This is a genomic window from Streptomyces violaceus, assembly GCF_036014075.1.
In the GTDB taxonomy this organism is placed as follows: Bacteria; Actinomycetota; Actinomycetes; order Streptomycetales; family Streptomycetaceae; genus Streptomyces; species Streptomyces violaceus.
In genome coordinates, this window is record NZ_CP107911.1 from 3,941,693 (window position 1) to 3,956,082 (window position 14,390).

General features: G+C 72.9%; 13 protein-coding genes. 7 read left to right on the top strand and 6 right to left on the bottom strand.

Features of this window, described 5'->3' with window-relative positions:
* Positions 1 to 31: 31 nt before the first annotated feature.
* On the bottom strand, positions 32 to 253 hold the full coding sequence (locus OG542_RS17685) for a hypothetical protein (protein ID WP_311127067.1): 222 nt from the start codon (positions 251 to 253) through the stop codon (positions 32 to 34).
* 158 nt (positions 254 to 411) lie between these two features.
* Between OG542_RS17685 and OG542_RS17690 the strand changes: the two genes are divergently transcribed.
* Positions 412 to 1,518, top strand: a complete 1,107-nt coding sequence (locus OG542_RS17690) for a DUF5937 family protein (RefSeq protein WP_311127066.1) — start codon at positions 412 to 414, stop codon at positions 1,516 to 1,518.
* Positions 1,519 to 1,545: 27 nt separating this feature from the next.
* On the opposite strand, the gene OG542_RS17695 is transcribed toward OG542_RS17690, so the two are convergent.
* Together OG542_RS17695 and OG542_RS17700 are read right to left on the bottom strand one after the other, a co-directional pair.
* On the bottom strand, positions 1,546 to 2,217 hold the full coding sequence (locus tag OG542_RS17695) for a response regulator transcription factor (protein ID WP_193483021.1): 672 nt from the start codon (positions 2,215 to 2,217) through the stop codon (positions 1,546 to 1,548).
* Positions 2,218 to 2,300: 83 nt separating this feature from the next.
* Complete coding sequence (locus OG542_RS17700; RefSeq protein ID WP_328412021.1) at positions 2,301 to 3,491, bottom strand: sensor histidine kinase; 1,191 nt, start codon at positions 3,489 to 3,491, stop codon at positions 2,301 to 2,303.
* A 118-nt stretch (positions 3,492 to 3,609) separates the two neighbouring features.
* Between OG542_RS17700 and OG542_RS17705 the strand changes: the two genes are divergently transcribed.
* Positions 3,610 to 4,611 carry an SAM-dependent methyltransferase gene (locus OG542_RS17705; protein WP_328412022.1) on the top strand — a complete coding sequence of 334 codons (1,002 nt, stop codon included), beginning with the start codon at positions 3,610 to 3,612 and terminating at the stop codon, positions 4,609 to 4,611.
* A 3-nt stretch (positions 4,612 to 4,614) separates the two neighbouring features.
* On the opposite strand, the gene OG542_RS17710 is transcribed toward OG542_RS17705, so the two are convergent.
* The gene (locus OG542_RS17710; protein ID WP_261684194.1) at positions 4,615 to 5,766 is read right to left on the bottom strand and encodes an NADH-quinone oxidoreductase subunit D; all 1,152 of its coding nucleotides are present in this window, start codon (positions 5,764 to 5,766) and stop codon (positions 4,615 to 4,617) included.
* A 31-nt stretch (positions 5,767 to 5,797) separates the two neighbouring features.
* Here OG542_RS17710 and OG542_RS17715 point away from each other — a divergent pair, with 31 nt between their 5' ends.
* Positions 5,798 to 6,367, top strand: a complete 570-nt coding sequence (locus tag OG542_RS17715) for a PH domain-containing protein (RefSeq protein ID WP_328412024.1) — start codon at positions 5,798 to 5,800, stop codon at positions 6,365 to 6,367.
* A 464-nt stretch (positions 6,368 to 6,831) separates the two neighbouring features.
* Positions 6,832 to 8,175 (top strand): PH domain-containing protein, encoded by a 1,344-nt coding sequence (locus tag OG542_RS17720; RefSeq protein ID WP_328417964.1) that lies wholly within the window; start codon positions 6,832 to 6,834, stop codon positions 8,173 to 8,175.
* A 26-nt stretch (positions 8,176 to 8,201) separates the two neighbouring features.
* Here OG542_RS17720 and OG542_RS17725 read toward each other — a convergent pair whose 3' ends face one another.
* Positions 8,202 to 9,410: a hypothetical protein gene (locus tag OG542_RS17725; protein ID WP_328412026.1), complete on the bottom strand. Its 1,209-nt coding sequence runs from the start codon at positions 9,408 to 9,410 to the stop codon at positions 8,202 to 8,204.
* 115 nt (positions 9,411 to 9,525) lie between these two features.
* The gene (locus OG542_RS17730; RefSeq protein WP_328412028.1) at positions 9,526 to 10,662 is read right to left on the bottom strand and encodes an alpha/beta hydrolase; all 1,137 of its coding nucleotides are present in this window, start codon (positions 10,660 to 10,662) and stop codon (positions 9,526 to 9,528) included.
* A 233-nt stretch (positions 10,663 to 10,895) separates the two neighbouring features.
* Here OG542_RS17730 and OG542_RS17735 point away from each other — a divergent pair, with 233 nt between their 5' ends.
* The 3 genes from OG542_RS17735 to OG542_RS17745 all read left to right on the top strand — a co-directional run bounded on the left by OG542_RS17735 (position 10,896) and on the right by OG542_RS17745 (position 14,198).
* Positions 10,896 to 12,740, top strand: a complete 1,845-nt coding sequence (locus tag OG542_RS17735) for a phosphatidylglycerol lysyltransferase domain-containing protein (protein ID WP_328412030.1) — start codon at positions 10,896 to 10,898, stop codon at positions 12,738 to 12,740.
* A 73-nt stretch (positions 12,741 to 12,813) separates the two neighbouring features.
* Positions 12,814 to 13,698: a dihydropteroate synthase gene (gene folP, locus OG542_RS17740; protein WP_328412032.1), complete on the top strand. Its 885-nt coding sequence runs from the start codon at positions 12,814 to 12,816 to the stop codon at positions 13,696 to 13,698.
* Positions 13,695 to 14,198 carry a nuclear transport factor 2 family protein gene (locus OG542_RS17745; RefSeq protein ID WP_261680303.1) on the top strand — a complete coding sequence of 168 codons (504 nt, stop codon included), beginning with the start codon at positions 13,695 to 13,697 and terminating at the stop codon, positions 14,196 to 14,198. The genes folP and OG542_RS17745 overlap by 4 nt, the downstream gene beginning before the upstream one ends.
* Positions 14,199 to 14,390: the final 192 nt, after the last annotated feature.

Sequence of the window (14,390 nt, forward strand, 5' to 3'; positions counted from 1 at the left end):
AGCGTCAGCCGGTGAGCCGCCGGCCGGAGCCTCAGCCGGTGAGGCGGCGTCGAGGGTGCAGCCACCGGCCCAGGGCGTGCCGGAGCCGCTTCCGCCCGCGGGCCGGCCGCCCGGCGAGGACCGCCCGGAACCGCCGTTCGTCGCGCCACTCCCGTACGACCTGCCGGTCGTGCGTGCCCGGCGCGGGCGGGGCGGGCTCCCCGAGGGACTGGGCGCGGTAGGCGTCGAGGAGGTACTGCTGCGTGATGCTCATGGTGAATCGCCTTAACGGGACGGGGTGATGGAGGTCCGAAGGCTCCGCGGCTGCCCCGGTGCTCTCACCCTGCGCCCGCGCCGAGGGCGACGTCGCGTCGATTGACGACGCCCGTCAATCGAGGGGGCGTTGTCAGTGGCGGAGTGCACCATGAAGGCATGAGCGTGCACATCGACATCGCGGGGCTGCGGCCGGAGGAGATCGCCGTCGTGCCCTCCCCCTTGGCCGAGCTCGGCATGGCGCTGCACGCGCTGTCCGAACCGGGGCACCACCCGGGCCTCCAGGGCTGGGTGACGGGCGTGACCGCCCGGCTCGACCCGCATCTGGCCGACCGGATGTGCGAGGCCGACTTCCTGTGGCGGACGACGTTCTCGGACCTGTTCATGCCCTTCGCCGGCGTCCCGGGCCGGAGGACCCTGCCGGGCACCACGCTCGCCGAGGAACTGGACCTGCTGGACAAGCTGACGGACGAGCAGTTCGTGGACGCGGCCCTGGAGTTCACGTGCGCGCAGCCGTACTGCTCGCACGGTCCGGACGCGCTGTCCGACGCGGAGGTGCGCCGGCGCGCCCTGGAGCTGGCCGCCGCGCGCGGGCCGCAGCAGTTGCGCTTCAGCGAGCGGCTGCTGGCCGATCCGCCCAGGATCCGGGCATGGCTGCGGCAGTTTCTGCGGGACTGCGACGAGGCGTTCTTCGCGGAGACCTGGTCCCGGCTGCGCCACCAGTTCGCGGCCGACACCCGGCACAAGACGGACCTCCTCAGGCACAAGGGCCTGGCCGATGCGCTGGCCGCGGTCTCCCCGGCCGTGACGCTCGACGCGGCCGCCGCCCACATCACGGTCGACAAGCTGGGCGAGGGCCGTACGGCCACGGGCGACGGCGGCCTGCTGCTCGTCCCGACGAGCCTGGGCTGGCCCCACCTGGCGGTCCTGCACCGGTACGGCTGGCAGCCGGTGCTGCACTACCCGGTGGGCTCCCCCGAGCTGGCCGCCCCGCCCACGCTCGAACAGCTTGCCCTGCGCATGACCGCGCTGTCCCACCCCGTCCGTATGCGCATGTGCCGCCACCTGGCCCGCAGCGCGTACACGACCGGCGAGCTGGCACAGGTGCACGGCATGACGGCCCCGGAGATATCCCGGCACCTGGCCGTGCTGAAGAAGGCGGGCCTGCTCACCACCCGCCGCCGCGGGCGCTACGTCCTGCACCAGCTGGATGTGACGGTGGTGGCCCGGCTCGGCAGCGAGTTCCTGGAAGGGATCCTCCGATAGCCGGCGGCAGACGAACCGGCGATGCCCTCAGCCGTGCCCGCCGGCCCGTACCAGCCCCGTCTCGTAGGCCAGCACCACGACCTGCACCCGGTCCCTGAGGCCCAGCTTGGTCAGGATGCGGCCCACGTGTGTCTTCACGGTCGCCTCGGACAGCACGAGCCGGGCCGCGATCTCGCCGTTGGACAGGCCCTGCGCGACCAGCACCATGACCTCGCGCTCGCGGCCCGTGAGCCGCTCCAGCTGCTCGTGCTGGGGCTGCTTCGCGGTGCCCGGCAGCATCGGTGCGAAGCGGTCCAGGAGCCGTCGGGTGGTGGAGGGCGCGACGACCGCGTCCCCGCTGTGCACGGCGCGGATCGCGGCGAGCAGCTCACCGGGCGGCACGTCCTTGAGCATGAAACCGGAGGCGCCCGCCTTCAGCCCGGAGAAGGCGTACTCGTCGAGGTCGAAGGTGGTCAGGATGAGCACCTTCGGCGGGTCCGTGTCGGCGCAGATCCGGCGGGTCGTCTCCACCCCGTCGAGCTTGGGCATGCGGACGTCCATCAGCACCACGTCGACCTCGGTCGACCGCAGCACCTGGAGGGCCTCGACGCCGTCGCCCGCCTCCGCCACGACCTCCATGTCCGGCTGGGCGGCGAGCACCATCCGGAACCCGGTGCGCAGCAGCACCTGGTCGTCGACGAGCATCACGCGGATCGTCATCGGGTCCTCTTCCAAGTCTCTTTTACGGTGGGAGCGTTACGGGTGGGAGCGTTACAGGTGTCAGTGAGGGACGTGTGCCGGCGTCAGCTGGCGGGTTTGAGCGGCAGCAGGGCACTGATGCGGAATCCTCCGCCCGGGCGCGGTCCGGCGTCCAGGGTGCCGCCGACCATGCCGACCCGCTCGCGCATGCCGATGAGGCCATGGCCCCGGCCGTCGAAACCGCCCTCCTCGTACAGCTCGTGCGGGGCACCCTTGCCGTCGTCCTCGACGAGCAGGCCGAGGCCGTCGTCGAAGTACACCAGGCGCACGCTCGCGCCCGCGTTGGGCCCGCCGTGCTTGCGGGTGTTGGTGAGCGCCTCCTGCACGATGCGGTACGCCGTGAGTTCGACGCCGCTGGGAAGCGGCCGGGGGGTGCCCTCGACCTTGAAGTCGACGGGCAGTCCGGAAGTGCGGCACTGCTCGACGAGGTCCTCGATCTGCTGGACGTCGGGCTGCGGCACGTACTCGCCGGCCTCCTCGTGCTCCCCGGTGCGCAGCACGCCGAGCAGGCGGCGCATCTCGGCGAGGGCCTGGCGGCCGGTGGAGGAGATGGTCTCCAGGGCCTTCTTCGCCTGGTCGGGAGCCGCGTCGAGGACGTAGGCGGCGCCGTCGGCCTGGACCACCATCACCGAGACATTGTGCGCGACGACGTCGTGCAACTCGCGTGCGATCCGGGCGCGTTCGGCGGCGACGGCGACCTTGGACTGGGCCTCGCGCTCCTTCTCCAGGCGGGTGGCCCGCTCCTCCAGCTGCGCGAAGTAGGCGCGGCGGGTGCGGATGGAGTCGCCGAGCACCCAGGCGAGGGCGAAGGGCACGGCCATGAAGACCGTCAGGGCGATGTTGCCCGCGACGCTCGTCTGGTCGCTGGGCCAGCGCAGCTGCGCCATGGGAGCCGCGCACAGGCCGGCGCCCAGCGCGAAGCGGGAGGCCCAGCGCGCGCCCTCCGCCGCGACCGTGTAGACGATCACCAGCAGGGCGAAGTCGGCGGGGCCCCTCTCCACATCGGTGATCAGCTGGGCCACTCCGACCGCGGCCGCGAGCAGCAGCATCTTCTCCGGCAGGCGGCGGCGCAACGCGACCACCAGGCACAGCAGCAGCGTGAGCGGAACGGCGACGGCCGGCGGGCCGTATCCGCCCGCCACCCCGCCGACCACGGAAATCCCGAGGAGGACCACGGCCCAGGAGCCGTCGACCCACATCGGGTGCCTGCGGAGGAAGTCATAGAGGCGCTGCACGTAACCCAGCGTAGGGAAGCGCGATAGGTGCAGGGGTCAACCGGAGGACCGATCCGCACGGGGTGCACGTACTCCGCAAGGTGGAGTTGCGTTCGTTGTGTGCCCTTAGCCTGGCCCGGTGACACCAGGTACGGGAGCCGAGGGGCACGAGTGGCGTGGGTGGCGGGCGGCGGCGCAGGAGGCGCTGTACGGGGCGGGGGGCTTCTACCGGCGCGATGAGGGGCCGGCCGGGCACTTCCGTACGTCCGTGCACGCGTCGTCGCTGTTCGCCGGGGCCGTGGCGCGGCTGCTGTGCCGGGTCGACGAGGCGCTGGGGCGGCCCGCCGCGCTGGACTTCGTCGACATGGCGGCCGGGCGGGGCGAGCTGGCCGGCGGGGTGCTGGCCGCGCTCCCGGCCGGGGTGGCGGCCCGCACGCGCGTGTACGCCGTCGAGATCGCCGGGCGGCCCGCTGGGCTCGATCACCGGATCGAGTGGCTGGCCTCGCCCCCGGAAGGGACGACGGGGCTGATGTTCGCCAACGAGTGGCTGGACAACGTGCCGGTGGAGGTCGCTGAGGTGGACTCCGCGGGCACGGCCCGGCTGGTGCTGGTCCGGGAGGACGGGAGCGAGCGGCTCGGGGAGCCGGTCGACGCGGATCAGGCGCGGTGGCTTCAGCGGTGGTGGCCGCTGCCCGGCGAGGCGGGGCTGCGGGCCGAGATCGGCCTGACCAGGGACGAGGCCTGGGCCTCGGCGGTCGCCACGCTCGACCGGGGGCTCGCCGTCGCCGTGGACTACGCGCACACGGCGGATGCGCGGCCGCCTTTCGGGACGCTCACCGGGTTCCGGGAGGGCCGCGAGACCACGGCCGTACCGGACGGCTCCTGCGACATCACGGCCCATGTCGCGCTCGACGCGTGCGCGCTGCCCGGCGGTCGGCTCCTCCCTCAGCGGGAGGCGCTGCACGCCCTGGGCGTGACCGGCGCACGCCCCCCGCTCACGCTCGCGTCCACCGACCCCGCCGCCTACGTCCGCGCCCTGGCGAGCGCCGGAGAGGCCGCCGAGCTCACGGCGCCGGGTGGGCTGGGCGACTTCGGGTGGCTGGTCCAGACGGTGGGAGTCCCCGACGTGCTCTCCTGGTGACGGCTACTTGTCGATGTCCCCGACCACGAAGAACATCGACCCCAGGATCGCCACCATGTCCGCGACCAGCGTCCCCGGCAGCAGCTCCGTCAGCACCTGGATGTTGTTGTACGAGGCAGAGCGCAGCTTCAGCCGGTACGGGGTCTTCTCACCCTTGCTGACCAGGTAGTAGCCGTTGATGCCGAGGGGGTTCTCGGTCCACGCGTAGGTGTGGCCCTCGGGCGCCTTCAGCACCTTCGGGAGCCGCTGGTTGACCGGCCCCGGCGGCAGCTCGGCGAGCCGGTCGAGGCAGGCGTCGGCCAGGTCGAGCGCGTTGTGCGTCTGCTCCAGGAGGCACTCGAAGCGGGCCAGGCAGTCGCCCTCCTGCCGGGTCACCACCTTCAGGACGTCGCCCAGCTCGCCGTAGGCCAGGTACGGCTCGTCCCGGCGCAGGTCGAAGTCGACGCCCGAGCCGCGCCCGATCGGCCCGCTGACCCCGTACGCGTGCACGGCCTCGGGCGTGAGCCGGCCGACGCCCCGGGTGCGGCCCCGGAAGATCTCGTTGCCGAGCACCAGGTCGTCGAACCGGTCCATTCGGGAGCGCACGTCCGCGACGGCGCCGCGCGCGCGTGTGGTCCACCCGGCCGGCAGGTCCTCCTTGAGGCCGCCCACGCGGTTGAACATGTAGTGCATCCGCCCGCCGGAGACCTCCTCCATGACGTGCTGGAGCTCCTCGCGCTCCCGGAAGGCGTAGAAGATCGGGGTGATCCCGCCGAGTTCCAGCGGGTACGAGCCGAGGAACATCAGGTGGTTGAGCACCCGGTTCAGCTCGGCGAGCAGCGTGCGCAGCCACACCGCGCGCTCGGGGACCTCCATGCCGAGCATCCGCTCCACGGCGAGGACCACGCCCAGCTCGTTGGAGAACGCCGACAGCCAGTCGTGGCGGTTGGCGAGCATGATGATCTGACGGTAGTCGCGCGCCTCGAACAGCTTCTCGGCGCCGCGGTGCATATAGCCGATCACCGGCTCCGCGTGCGTGATGCGCTCGCCGTCCAGGACCAGCTTCAGCCGCAGCACGCCGTGCGTGGAGGGATGCTGGGGTCCGATGTTGAGCACCATGTCGGTGCTCTCCGCGGCGCCGCCGATTCCGACCATGGTCTCCGTCGTAGGAGTCATGGACACAGTCTCTCCTACGTACGCTGGCCTCATGGATACGGGGAGTCCGCACGAGACGGGGTCGACGGCGGCGGCCGAGGACACGGTGGGAACGCCGGACCCGGCGGGGGCGCGGAGCGGGGCGGAGGCGGCCGGGGACGGGCCGGTGTGGATCGCGCTGCCGCCCGGGCTGCTGAAGATGCGGCGGTTGCTGCTGGTGGTGTGGCTGGGGCTGATCGCCCTGGCCGCCGGGCTGCTGCCGGGCCTGCTGGCCGGGCCCGTCTGGGCCGTCTTCGCGCTGCTGCCGCTGGCGCTGATGGCCTGGGGCTGGGGGATGACCGAGCGCAACTGGCGTTCCTGGCGGTACGCCGAGCGCGCCGACGACCTGCTGATCAGCAGGGGCGTGCTGTGGCGCGAGGAGACGGTCGTGCCGTACGGCCGGATGCAGCTGGTCGAGGTCACCTCCGGGCCCGTCGAGCGGCACTTCGGGCTGGCCAGCGTGCAGCTGCACACGGCCGCCGCGGCCACCGACGCGACCATCCCCGGCCTGGATCCGGCCGAGGCGGAACGGCTGCGCGACCGGCTCACCGAGCTGGGCGAGGCCCGATCGGCCGGCCTGTGACGGCGCCCGAGGCCGCGGGGGCCGGCGGCGAGGTGACCGACGGGGGCAGCGGGACGGACGGCGGTGAGCCGGCCGGCCGGGGCGGAGTGACCGTCGGCCAAGGGCTGACCGGCGCCGGCGGACCGGCCGAGGGCGGCGGGCAGACCGGCGGAAGCGAGCAGACCCAGGACGGCGGGCAGACCGGCGGAAGCGGGCAGACCCAGGACGGCGGGCAGACCGGCGGAAGCGGGCAGACCCAGGACGGCGGGCAGACCGGCGGAAGCGGGCAGACCCAGGACGGCGGGCAGACCGGCGGAAGCGGGCAGACCCAGGACGGCGGGCAGACCGGCGGAAGCGGGCAGGCCGGTGGAGGCGGGCAGACCCAGGGCGCAGGGCAGACCGGCGGAGGCGCGGTGTCCGAGGGAGACGCGGTGTCCGAGGGAGACGGCGTGGCCCAGGAAGACGGCGTGGCCCAGGAAGACGCGGTGTCCGAGGGAGACGGCGTGGCCCAGGAAGACGCGGTGTCCGAGGGAGACGGCGTGGCCGAGCGGCGGCTGCACCCCGTCACACCGCTGCGGCGGGCCTGGGCGCCGGTCGCCGTGGTCATCGGCTGGGCCGTGCACGACCCCGACGGGGCGCAGCGCCATCTGACCCGGCTGACGACGACCACGCTGCTGATCGGCCTCGCCGTGATCGTCCCGGCCGCCGCCCTCTACGGCTTCTGCTCCTGGTGGTTCACGCACTTCGCGGTGACCGACACCGAACTGCGCATCCGCACCGGCCTGGTGTTCCGGCGCACCGCGCACATCCGGCTGGAGCGGATCCAGGCCATCGACATCACACAGCCGCTGCTCGCCCGGGTCGCGGGCGTCGCCAAGCTGAAACTCGACGTCATAGGGACCGACAAGAAGGACGAACTGGCCTTCCTGGGCGCGGACGAGGCGCGCACGCTGCGGGCCGAACTGCTCGCGCGGGCGGCCGGTTTCGCGCCCGAGACCGCGCACGAGGTCGGTGAGGCGCCGTCCCGGCAGCTGCTGCGGGTACCGCCCGGTGTCCTCGCCGTGTCGCTGGTGCTGACGGGCGCGACCTGGGGGTCGCTGGCCGCGGCGCTCGTCGTTCCGCCGGTGCTGTGGCTCGTCACCCACAGCCTGTGGACGGTCCTCGCGGTCGCCCTGCCGCTGCTGGGCGCGGCGGGCGCGAGCAGCGTGGGGCGGTTCGTCGGCGAGTACGACTGGACGGTGGGCGAATCGCCCGACGGGCTGCGCATCGACCACGGCCTGCTGGACCGGGCCCACGAGACGGTGCCGCCGGGGCGGGTGCAGACCGTGCGGATCGTGGAGCCGCTGCTGTGGCGGCGGCGTGGCTGGGTGCGCGTGGAGCTCGATGTGGCGGGCTCGTCCAACTCCGTGCTGGTGCCGGTCGCTCCCCGCGAGCTCGCGGAGACCGTCGTCTCGCTGGTCCTCCCCGGAGTGACCGTGCCGCAGAGCGCGGCCCTGTCGCCGTCGCCGCGCCGCGCCCGGTGGTGCGTGCCGGTGTGGTGGCGGGGGTACGGACTCGCCGTCACCGACGCGGTGTTCGCGGCGCGGTCCGGGCTGCTGGCGCGGACTCTGGCCCTGGTGCCGCACGCCAAGGTGCAGAGCGTACGGATGACGCAGGGGCCGTGGGAGCGGACCCGGGGCGTGGCCGACGTGTGTGTGGACACGGGCGCGAACAAGGTGGTGAGGGCGCGGCTGCGGGACGCGGACGAGGCGCGTGAGTTGCTGGCCCGGCAGGCGGAGCGGTCTCGGACCGGGCGCAGGGACGCTCTGCCGGACCGCTGGATGGCGTGACCGGCCGGGAACCGAAAGCGCGGGCTTCAGGAAACCGCGCTGCGCAACCCCTGCACGTCGATCTGCTCCGTCTCGTCGTGCGCGGTCAGGTCGATGACCTGGCCGATCCCGCGCGACTCCTCGTCCGCGGGCTTGTACCGGGCCTCGGCCTCGGCCTTGTGCAGGGCGAGGGCCTCCTGGCCGACGACATCGGCCAGGTCCTCGTTCTGCACGGCCTCCAGGGCGGTGCGGGACGTCTCCCGCTTCGCGCCGAAGAAGTCGAACCCGCCCTCGGTCCGCGGACGCCGCACCGGCGTCTGCGGGGCGACGGCCACGGCGGTCGGCACCGTGTAGTGACCTGAGGAGGCGGACTGCGGGGGTCGCTCGGTCTCGGCCGTGGCGGACGTGCCGACGGCCGCGCGCTCGTGCCCGTGGACCGACTCGGACCGCCCCCGCGGCTCCTCCTCGTGCGACGGCTCCCGCCGGTCCGGCTGTTCGTCCTTCCCCTCCTGCTCCTGCGCGGGCTCGTCCTCGTCGTCCTCCGGGGCGCCGTCGCCATCGCCGTCCGGGCCGCCGTCCGGGTCCGGGGCCGCGTCGCCGTCGAACCGGGCGAGCGCTGCCGCCGCACGCAGGAACAGCCGGGAACCCTCGGGCGAGAAGACGGCGGGAACCGCCGGCTCCTCCTCGACGGTGAGGTCCTCGGCCTTGGCGGCAGGTGCCTCGTCCGCCTCTGTCGAAGCCTCCGCCGAAGCGTCCGAAGTCTTCGCCGCCCCCGCGGGCAGCGCGGCCCGCACCGGGACCGTCGCCTCGATCTCGAGCACCCGGCGTTCCTCGAGGACGCTCGCGCGCTCGGTCTCGGACGTGGCGTACCGGCGCAGCAGCGCGGCGTGTTCGTTGCGCAGCCCGGCCAGTTCCGTGCGCTTGGCGCGCAGCCGCTGCTCGAGCTTCACGCGCAGCTCGCGGGACTCCTCGAGGTCGCCCTCCAGTTCGGCGACGCGCTCCTCGAAGCGCCACTCGTCGCTCGCGCGCCCGCGCGTGAGGTCGGCTACGCGCTTGCCCGCCTGACTGTCCCAGCGGCGCAGCACGACCGCGCCGACGACCGCCGTCGCCGCGGCGGCCGCCGCCAGACCGCGGAGCACCATCGGCTCCGTGAACACCCAGGGCCCCAGGGCGCAGACGAGGGAGACGCCTGCGATCGCCGACGGGGGGAGCAGCCTGTGCAGGGGCGGGGAATGGCGGTGACGTCCACGTGGCATGGCCAGAAACTTACCGCGCGTAGGCGAATCATGGTGAGCCACCCCGCAAAACAAAGCCATACCGAAGTGTTCACACCGCATCAGAACTCGGCAGGGAGCGGAATCTTCCCTTCGGTCAATTCCCAAGATCATTCCGGCGGTCGTCCAGCCGCCCGCTGATCCACTCCAGCGTCGCCGGAATCTCGCGCCGCCAGGTGTTGAAGTTGTGCCCGCCGCTTTCGAGGACGATCGACGAGATCCGTGTCCGCCCGGTGTTCTTCACCCGCTCGATGAACCGCAGCGTGTCCTTGTAGTTGGACTCGCCCTCCTTGCTGCTGGTGACCAGCAGCGAGGTATCGGGAGCGGGCCTGTGCTTCAGGTACCACCACAGGTCGGCGCGATTCCGCAGCCCCTTGTCGCCCTGGAAGAGATCACCTGTCGTGGCGTCGATCGGCGCCTTGTAGTACGCGGAGAGACCGGCCCCCGCGGCGTACACATCGGGATGGTGCATGGCGATCTTCAACGCGCAGTAGCCGCCCGTGGAGTTGCCGATGATGCCCAGACGGCCCGGCTTTTCGGCCACCCTGAAGTGCGAACGCAACGCGTCGGGCAGATCCCTGGCGAAGAACGACTCGGTCTGCGGTCCGCCCGGGATGTCCACGCACTCCGTGTCCCGGGGCGGCGCCACCGTCGGCCGCAGCATCACGAGGATCGTCGGCCGCATCCGGCCCGCCCGGGCCAGTTCCAGGGCCGTACGCGGGTAGTGGAGCTTCTCCACCAGCGCCGACGCCGTGCCCGGGTAGCCGGTCAGCACCACGGCCGCGGGGAACGAACGGGTGCGGTACCGCGGCTGGAAGTACTCCGGCGGCAGATAGACGTACGCGGGTGTGGCGATGCGGGTCGTCCGGCCCACGATGGCGACCTCCTGGATCCGGCCGCCGGCCTGGGGCTGCGCGCCGCCCGCCCCCGGCACCCGCCGCGAAGCGACCATCTCCAGCGGGCCGTCGTCCCGCGCGTGGTCGACCACCACGCCCTGGTCCTTCTCCTGCCCGAACAGGTCCGCCCAGCTCGCGTAGAACCCGAAGGCCTGGTTGGCGGCGAGGCCCACCGCGGCGAACAGCGCCAACTGGGTGGCCAGCAGCAGGCCGACGCGCCCGCCCACAGCCCGCCAGCCGCGCCGGGCCAGCCGTGGCCACAGCCAGACCGTGCCGGCGAACAGCAGCACGGCGGACAGCACCGCCAGCACCAGCACCTTGTTGCTCGTGAGACCCATGAACTTGTTACCCGTCCGCGCTCTCCGTCCGGCCGCCCCCCGCGATCACACTTTCGCGAGGGCTTGTCCCGGACTTTCCTTGGCCTTTGAAACGGCTTTGACGTGGGGAGTGAACCTCTTCCCCCGAGACACCGTCCTAGAGGGCGCAATGTCGCCGGATGCCCGAATCGGCACCGGATCCAAGGTCTCTCGCAGAACTACGGGATGCGATGTCTGTCAGGACAGATGAGGAAATGTCGGTCGAGGTTCCGAGTCGCAGAAGCGACGCGGCTCCCACGGGCCGGGTGAACCGGGTGCGCCGGCTGCTGCGCGGACCGCGCCCCGAGGCCGTCCCCGTCCTGGTCGGCAGAGCATGTGCCCTCGTGGGTGTCCTGGACATCGCCGCGGGCGTGTTCCCGCGCTTCCGCCACAGCCGCATGCACGCCATCGCCGAGGTACTGCCCGGCGCGCTCGGCCCGTTCGCGGCCGCCCTGTCGCTCAGCACCGGTGTGCTGTTGCTGCTGCTCGCCCACGGCCTCAAGCGCGGCAAGCGCCGGGCCTGGCGGGCGGCCGTCGCCCTGCTGCCCGCCGGCGCCGTCGCGCAGTTCACGTACCGGCACTCGCTCGTGGGCGTGCTGATCTCCCTGGCACTGCTGGCACCGCTGCTGCGCCACCGCGACCAGTTCGACGCCCTGCCCGACCCGCGCAGCCGCTGGCGGGCGCTCGCCAACTTCGTGCTCATGAGCGCCGGTTCCCTCATGCTCGGCCTGCTCATCGTCAGCGTCAACTCCGAGCGCATCATCGGCGACCCGAGCCTGGCCGACCGCATCGCCCACGTCATCTACGGCCTGTTCGGCTTCGAGGGTCCCGTCGACTACCAGGGCAGCACCTCCTGGACCGTGGCCTTCTCGCTCGGCGCCCTCGGCCTGCTCACCGCCGTCACCACCATCTACCTGGCCTTCCGCCCCGAACACCCGGCCGCCCGGCTCACCGAGGAGGACGAGGCCCGGCTGCGCGCCCTGCTGGAGCGGCACGGCAACCGCGACTCCCTCGGCCACTTCGCGCTCCGCCGCGACAAGGCCGTCGTCTTCTCCCCCAGCGGCAAGGCGGCCGTGACCTACCGCGTGGTCTCCGGCGTGATGCTCGCCAGCGGCGATCCGATCGGCGACGTCGAGGCCTGGCCCGGCGCCATCGAACAGTTCATGGACGAGGCCAAGGCCCACTCCTGGACCCCCGCCGTCATGGGCTGCTCCGAGACGGGCGGCGAGGTCTGGACCCGCGAGACCGGGCTCGACGCCCTCGAACTGGGCGACGAGGCGGTGGTGGACGTCAAGGATTTCTCACTCGCCGGCCGCGCGATGCGCAACGTGCGTCAGATGGTCAAGCGCATCGAGCGCGCCGGTTACGAAACCCGGGTACGACGTGTCCGTGACCTCGGCGAGGCCGAGCTGGAGCGCATCCGCCGCGCCGCCGCCGACTGGCGCGGCACCGACACCGAGCGCGGCTTCTCCATGGCCCTGGGCCGGATCGGCGACCCCGCCGACGGCGACTGCCTCATCGCCACCGCCCACAAACAGGACGACCACCCCGGCCCCTACGGCGACCTCAAGGCGATCCTGCACTTCGTGCCCTGGGGCACCGACGGCGTCTCCCTGGACCTCATGCGCCGCGACCGCTCCGCCGACCCCGGCATGAACGAACTGCTCATCGTGGCCGCCCTCCAGGCCGCCCCGAAGCTCGGCATCGAGCGCGTCTCACTCAACTTCGCCATGTTCCGCGCGGCACTGGCACGCGGCGAGAAGATCGGCGCCGGCCCGGTACTGCGCGCCTGGCGCGGACTGCTGGTCTTCCTCTCCCGCTGGTTTCAGATCGAGTCCCTGTACAAGTTCAACGCCAAGTTCCGGCCGCGCTGGGAGCCCCGCTTCGTCGTCTACCGCGCCTCCGCCGACCTGCCCCGCATCGGATTCGCCGCCATGCAGGCCGAGGGCTTCGTCGACCTCGCCCTCCCCCTGCCGCGCTTCCTGCGCCGCCGCGGCCCGGCGGGCCGCCGCCCCTGCCCCCACGGCACGACGGCGGAGCGCAACGTCCGGGCGGCATGACCGAGCCACCCACACGGGGCCGTCACTTGGGCCGCAGCGCCTGACGGCCGCTGCCTGGGCCTACGCTGAACATATGAGCAACCAGAGCGGACGCGGGCGTGTGGCGGGCCTACCGGAATGGGACCGCTGCGCGGTCATGGGAGTCGTGAACGTCACCCCCGACTCCTTCTCCGACGGCGGCCGCTTCTTCGACACCACGACCGCCGTCAAACACGGCCTCGACCTGGTCACCGAGGGCGCGGACCTGGTCGACGTCGGGGGCGAGTCGACCCGCCCCGGCGCCGCCCGGGTGGACGAGGCCGAGGAGCTCCGCCGCGTCATCCCCGTCGTCCGCGGTCTGGCCTCCGAGGGCGTCACCGTCTCCGTCGACACCATGCGCGCCTCCGTGGCCGAACGGGCCCTCGCGGCGGGCGCCGCCCTCGTCAACGACGTCAGCGGCGGCCTCGCCGACCCCCGCATGATCCCGGCCGTCGCCGACGCCGGCGCCCCCTTCGTCGTCATGCACTGGCGCGGCTTCCTCCAGGGCGGCAACGTCAAGGGCGAGTACGCCGACGTCGTCGGCGAGGTCGTGGACGAGCTGCACACGCGCGTGGAGGCCGTCCTGGCCGGCGGCATCGCCCCCGACCGCGTCGTCGTCGACCCCGGGCTCGGCTTCTCCAAGGACGCCGAGCACGACCTCGCGCTCCTCGCGGCCCTCGACCGCGTCCTCCGCCTCGGCCACCCCCTGCTCGTCGCCGCCTCCCGCAAGCGCTTCCTCGGCCGGGTCCTGGCCGGCCCCGACGGCCCGCCCCCGCCGGCACGCGAACGCGACGCGGCCACCGCCGCCGTCTCCGCGCTCGCGGCACACGCCGGCGCCTGGGCCGTACGCGTGCACGAGGTACGCGCCACGGCCGACGCGGTACGGGTCGCCCACGCCATCGAAGGGGCGCGTACGGCCGGCGCAGAAGGAGCCCGGTGAGCGCCCCGCACACCGACGTCGAACAGGTCGAGGCCGCCAACACCGCCTTCTACGAGGCACTGGAACGAGGCGACTTCGAGAAACTGGCGTCGCTCTGGCTGACCCCCGCCGACCTGGGCGTCGACGAGTCGTACCACGACCCGGCCGACACCGGTGTGGTCTCCTGCGTGCACCCGGGCTGGCCCGTGCTCACCGGCCGCGGCGAGGTCCTCCGGTCGTACGCGCTGATCATGGCGAACACCGACTACATCCAGTTCTTCCTGACCGATGTGCACGTCTCGGTCACCGGCGACACCGCCCTGGTGAACTGCACGGAGAACATCCTCAGCGGCGGCCCCGCCCCCGAGGGCGACGAGGAGCTCGGCCCGCTCGTCGGCCAGCTCGTGGTCGCCACCAACGTGTTCCGGCGCACGCCCCAGGGGTGGAAACTCTGGTCGCACCACGCTTCTCCCGTTCTGGCCGAAACCGACGAGGACGAGGGCGAAGAGACCCCCTCCTGAGTGGGTAGGCGCCTCACAAGGGCCGGACCGGGACGACGACGTGGTTGGAATCACGGACCCCCGGGTATGGGCGGCTACCAACCCATGAGCCACCGGGTTCGCCAGGGGAAACGCTGGATGAATCCTGCCCGGCCCGGCCCCGGCGCCCACCCCCGTGGCCCGGCCCCGCCCGGGCTCGCAGGTAGATTCGAC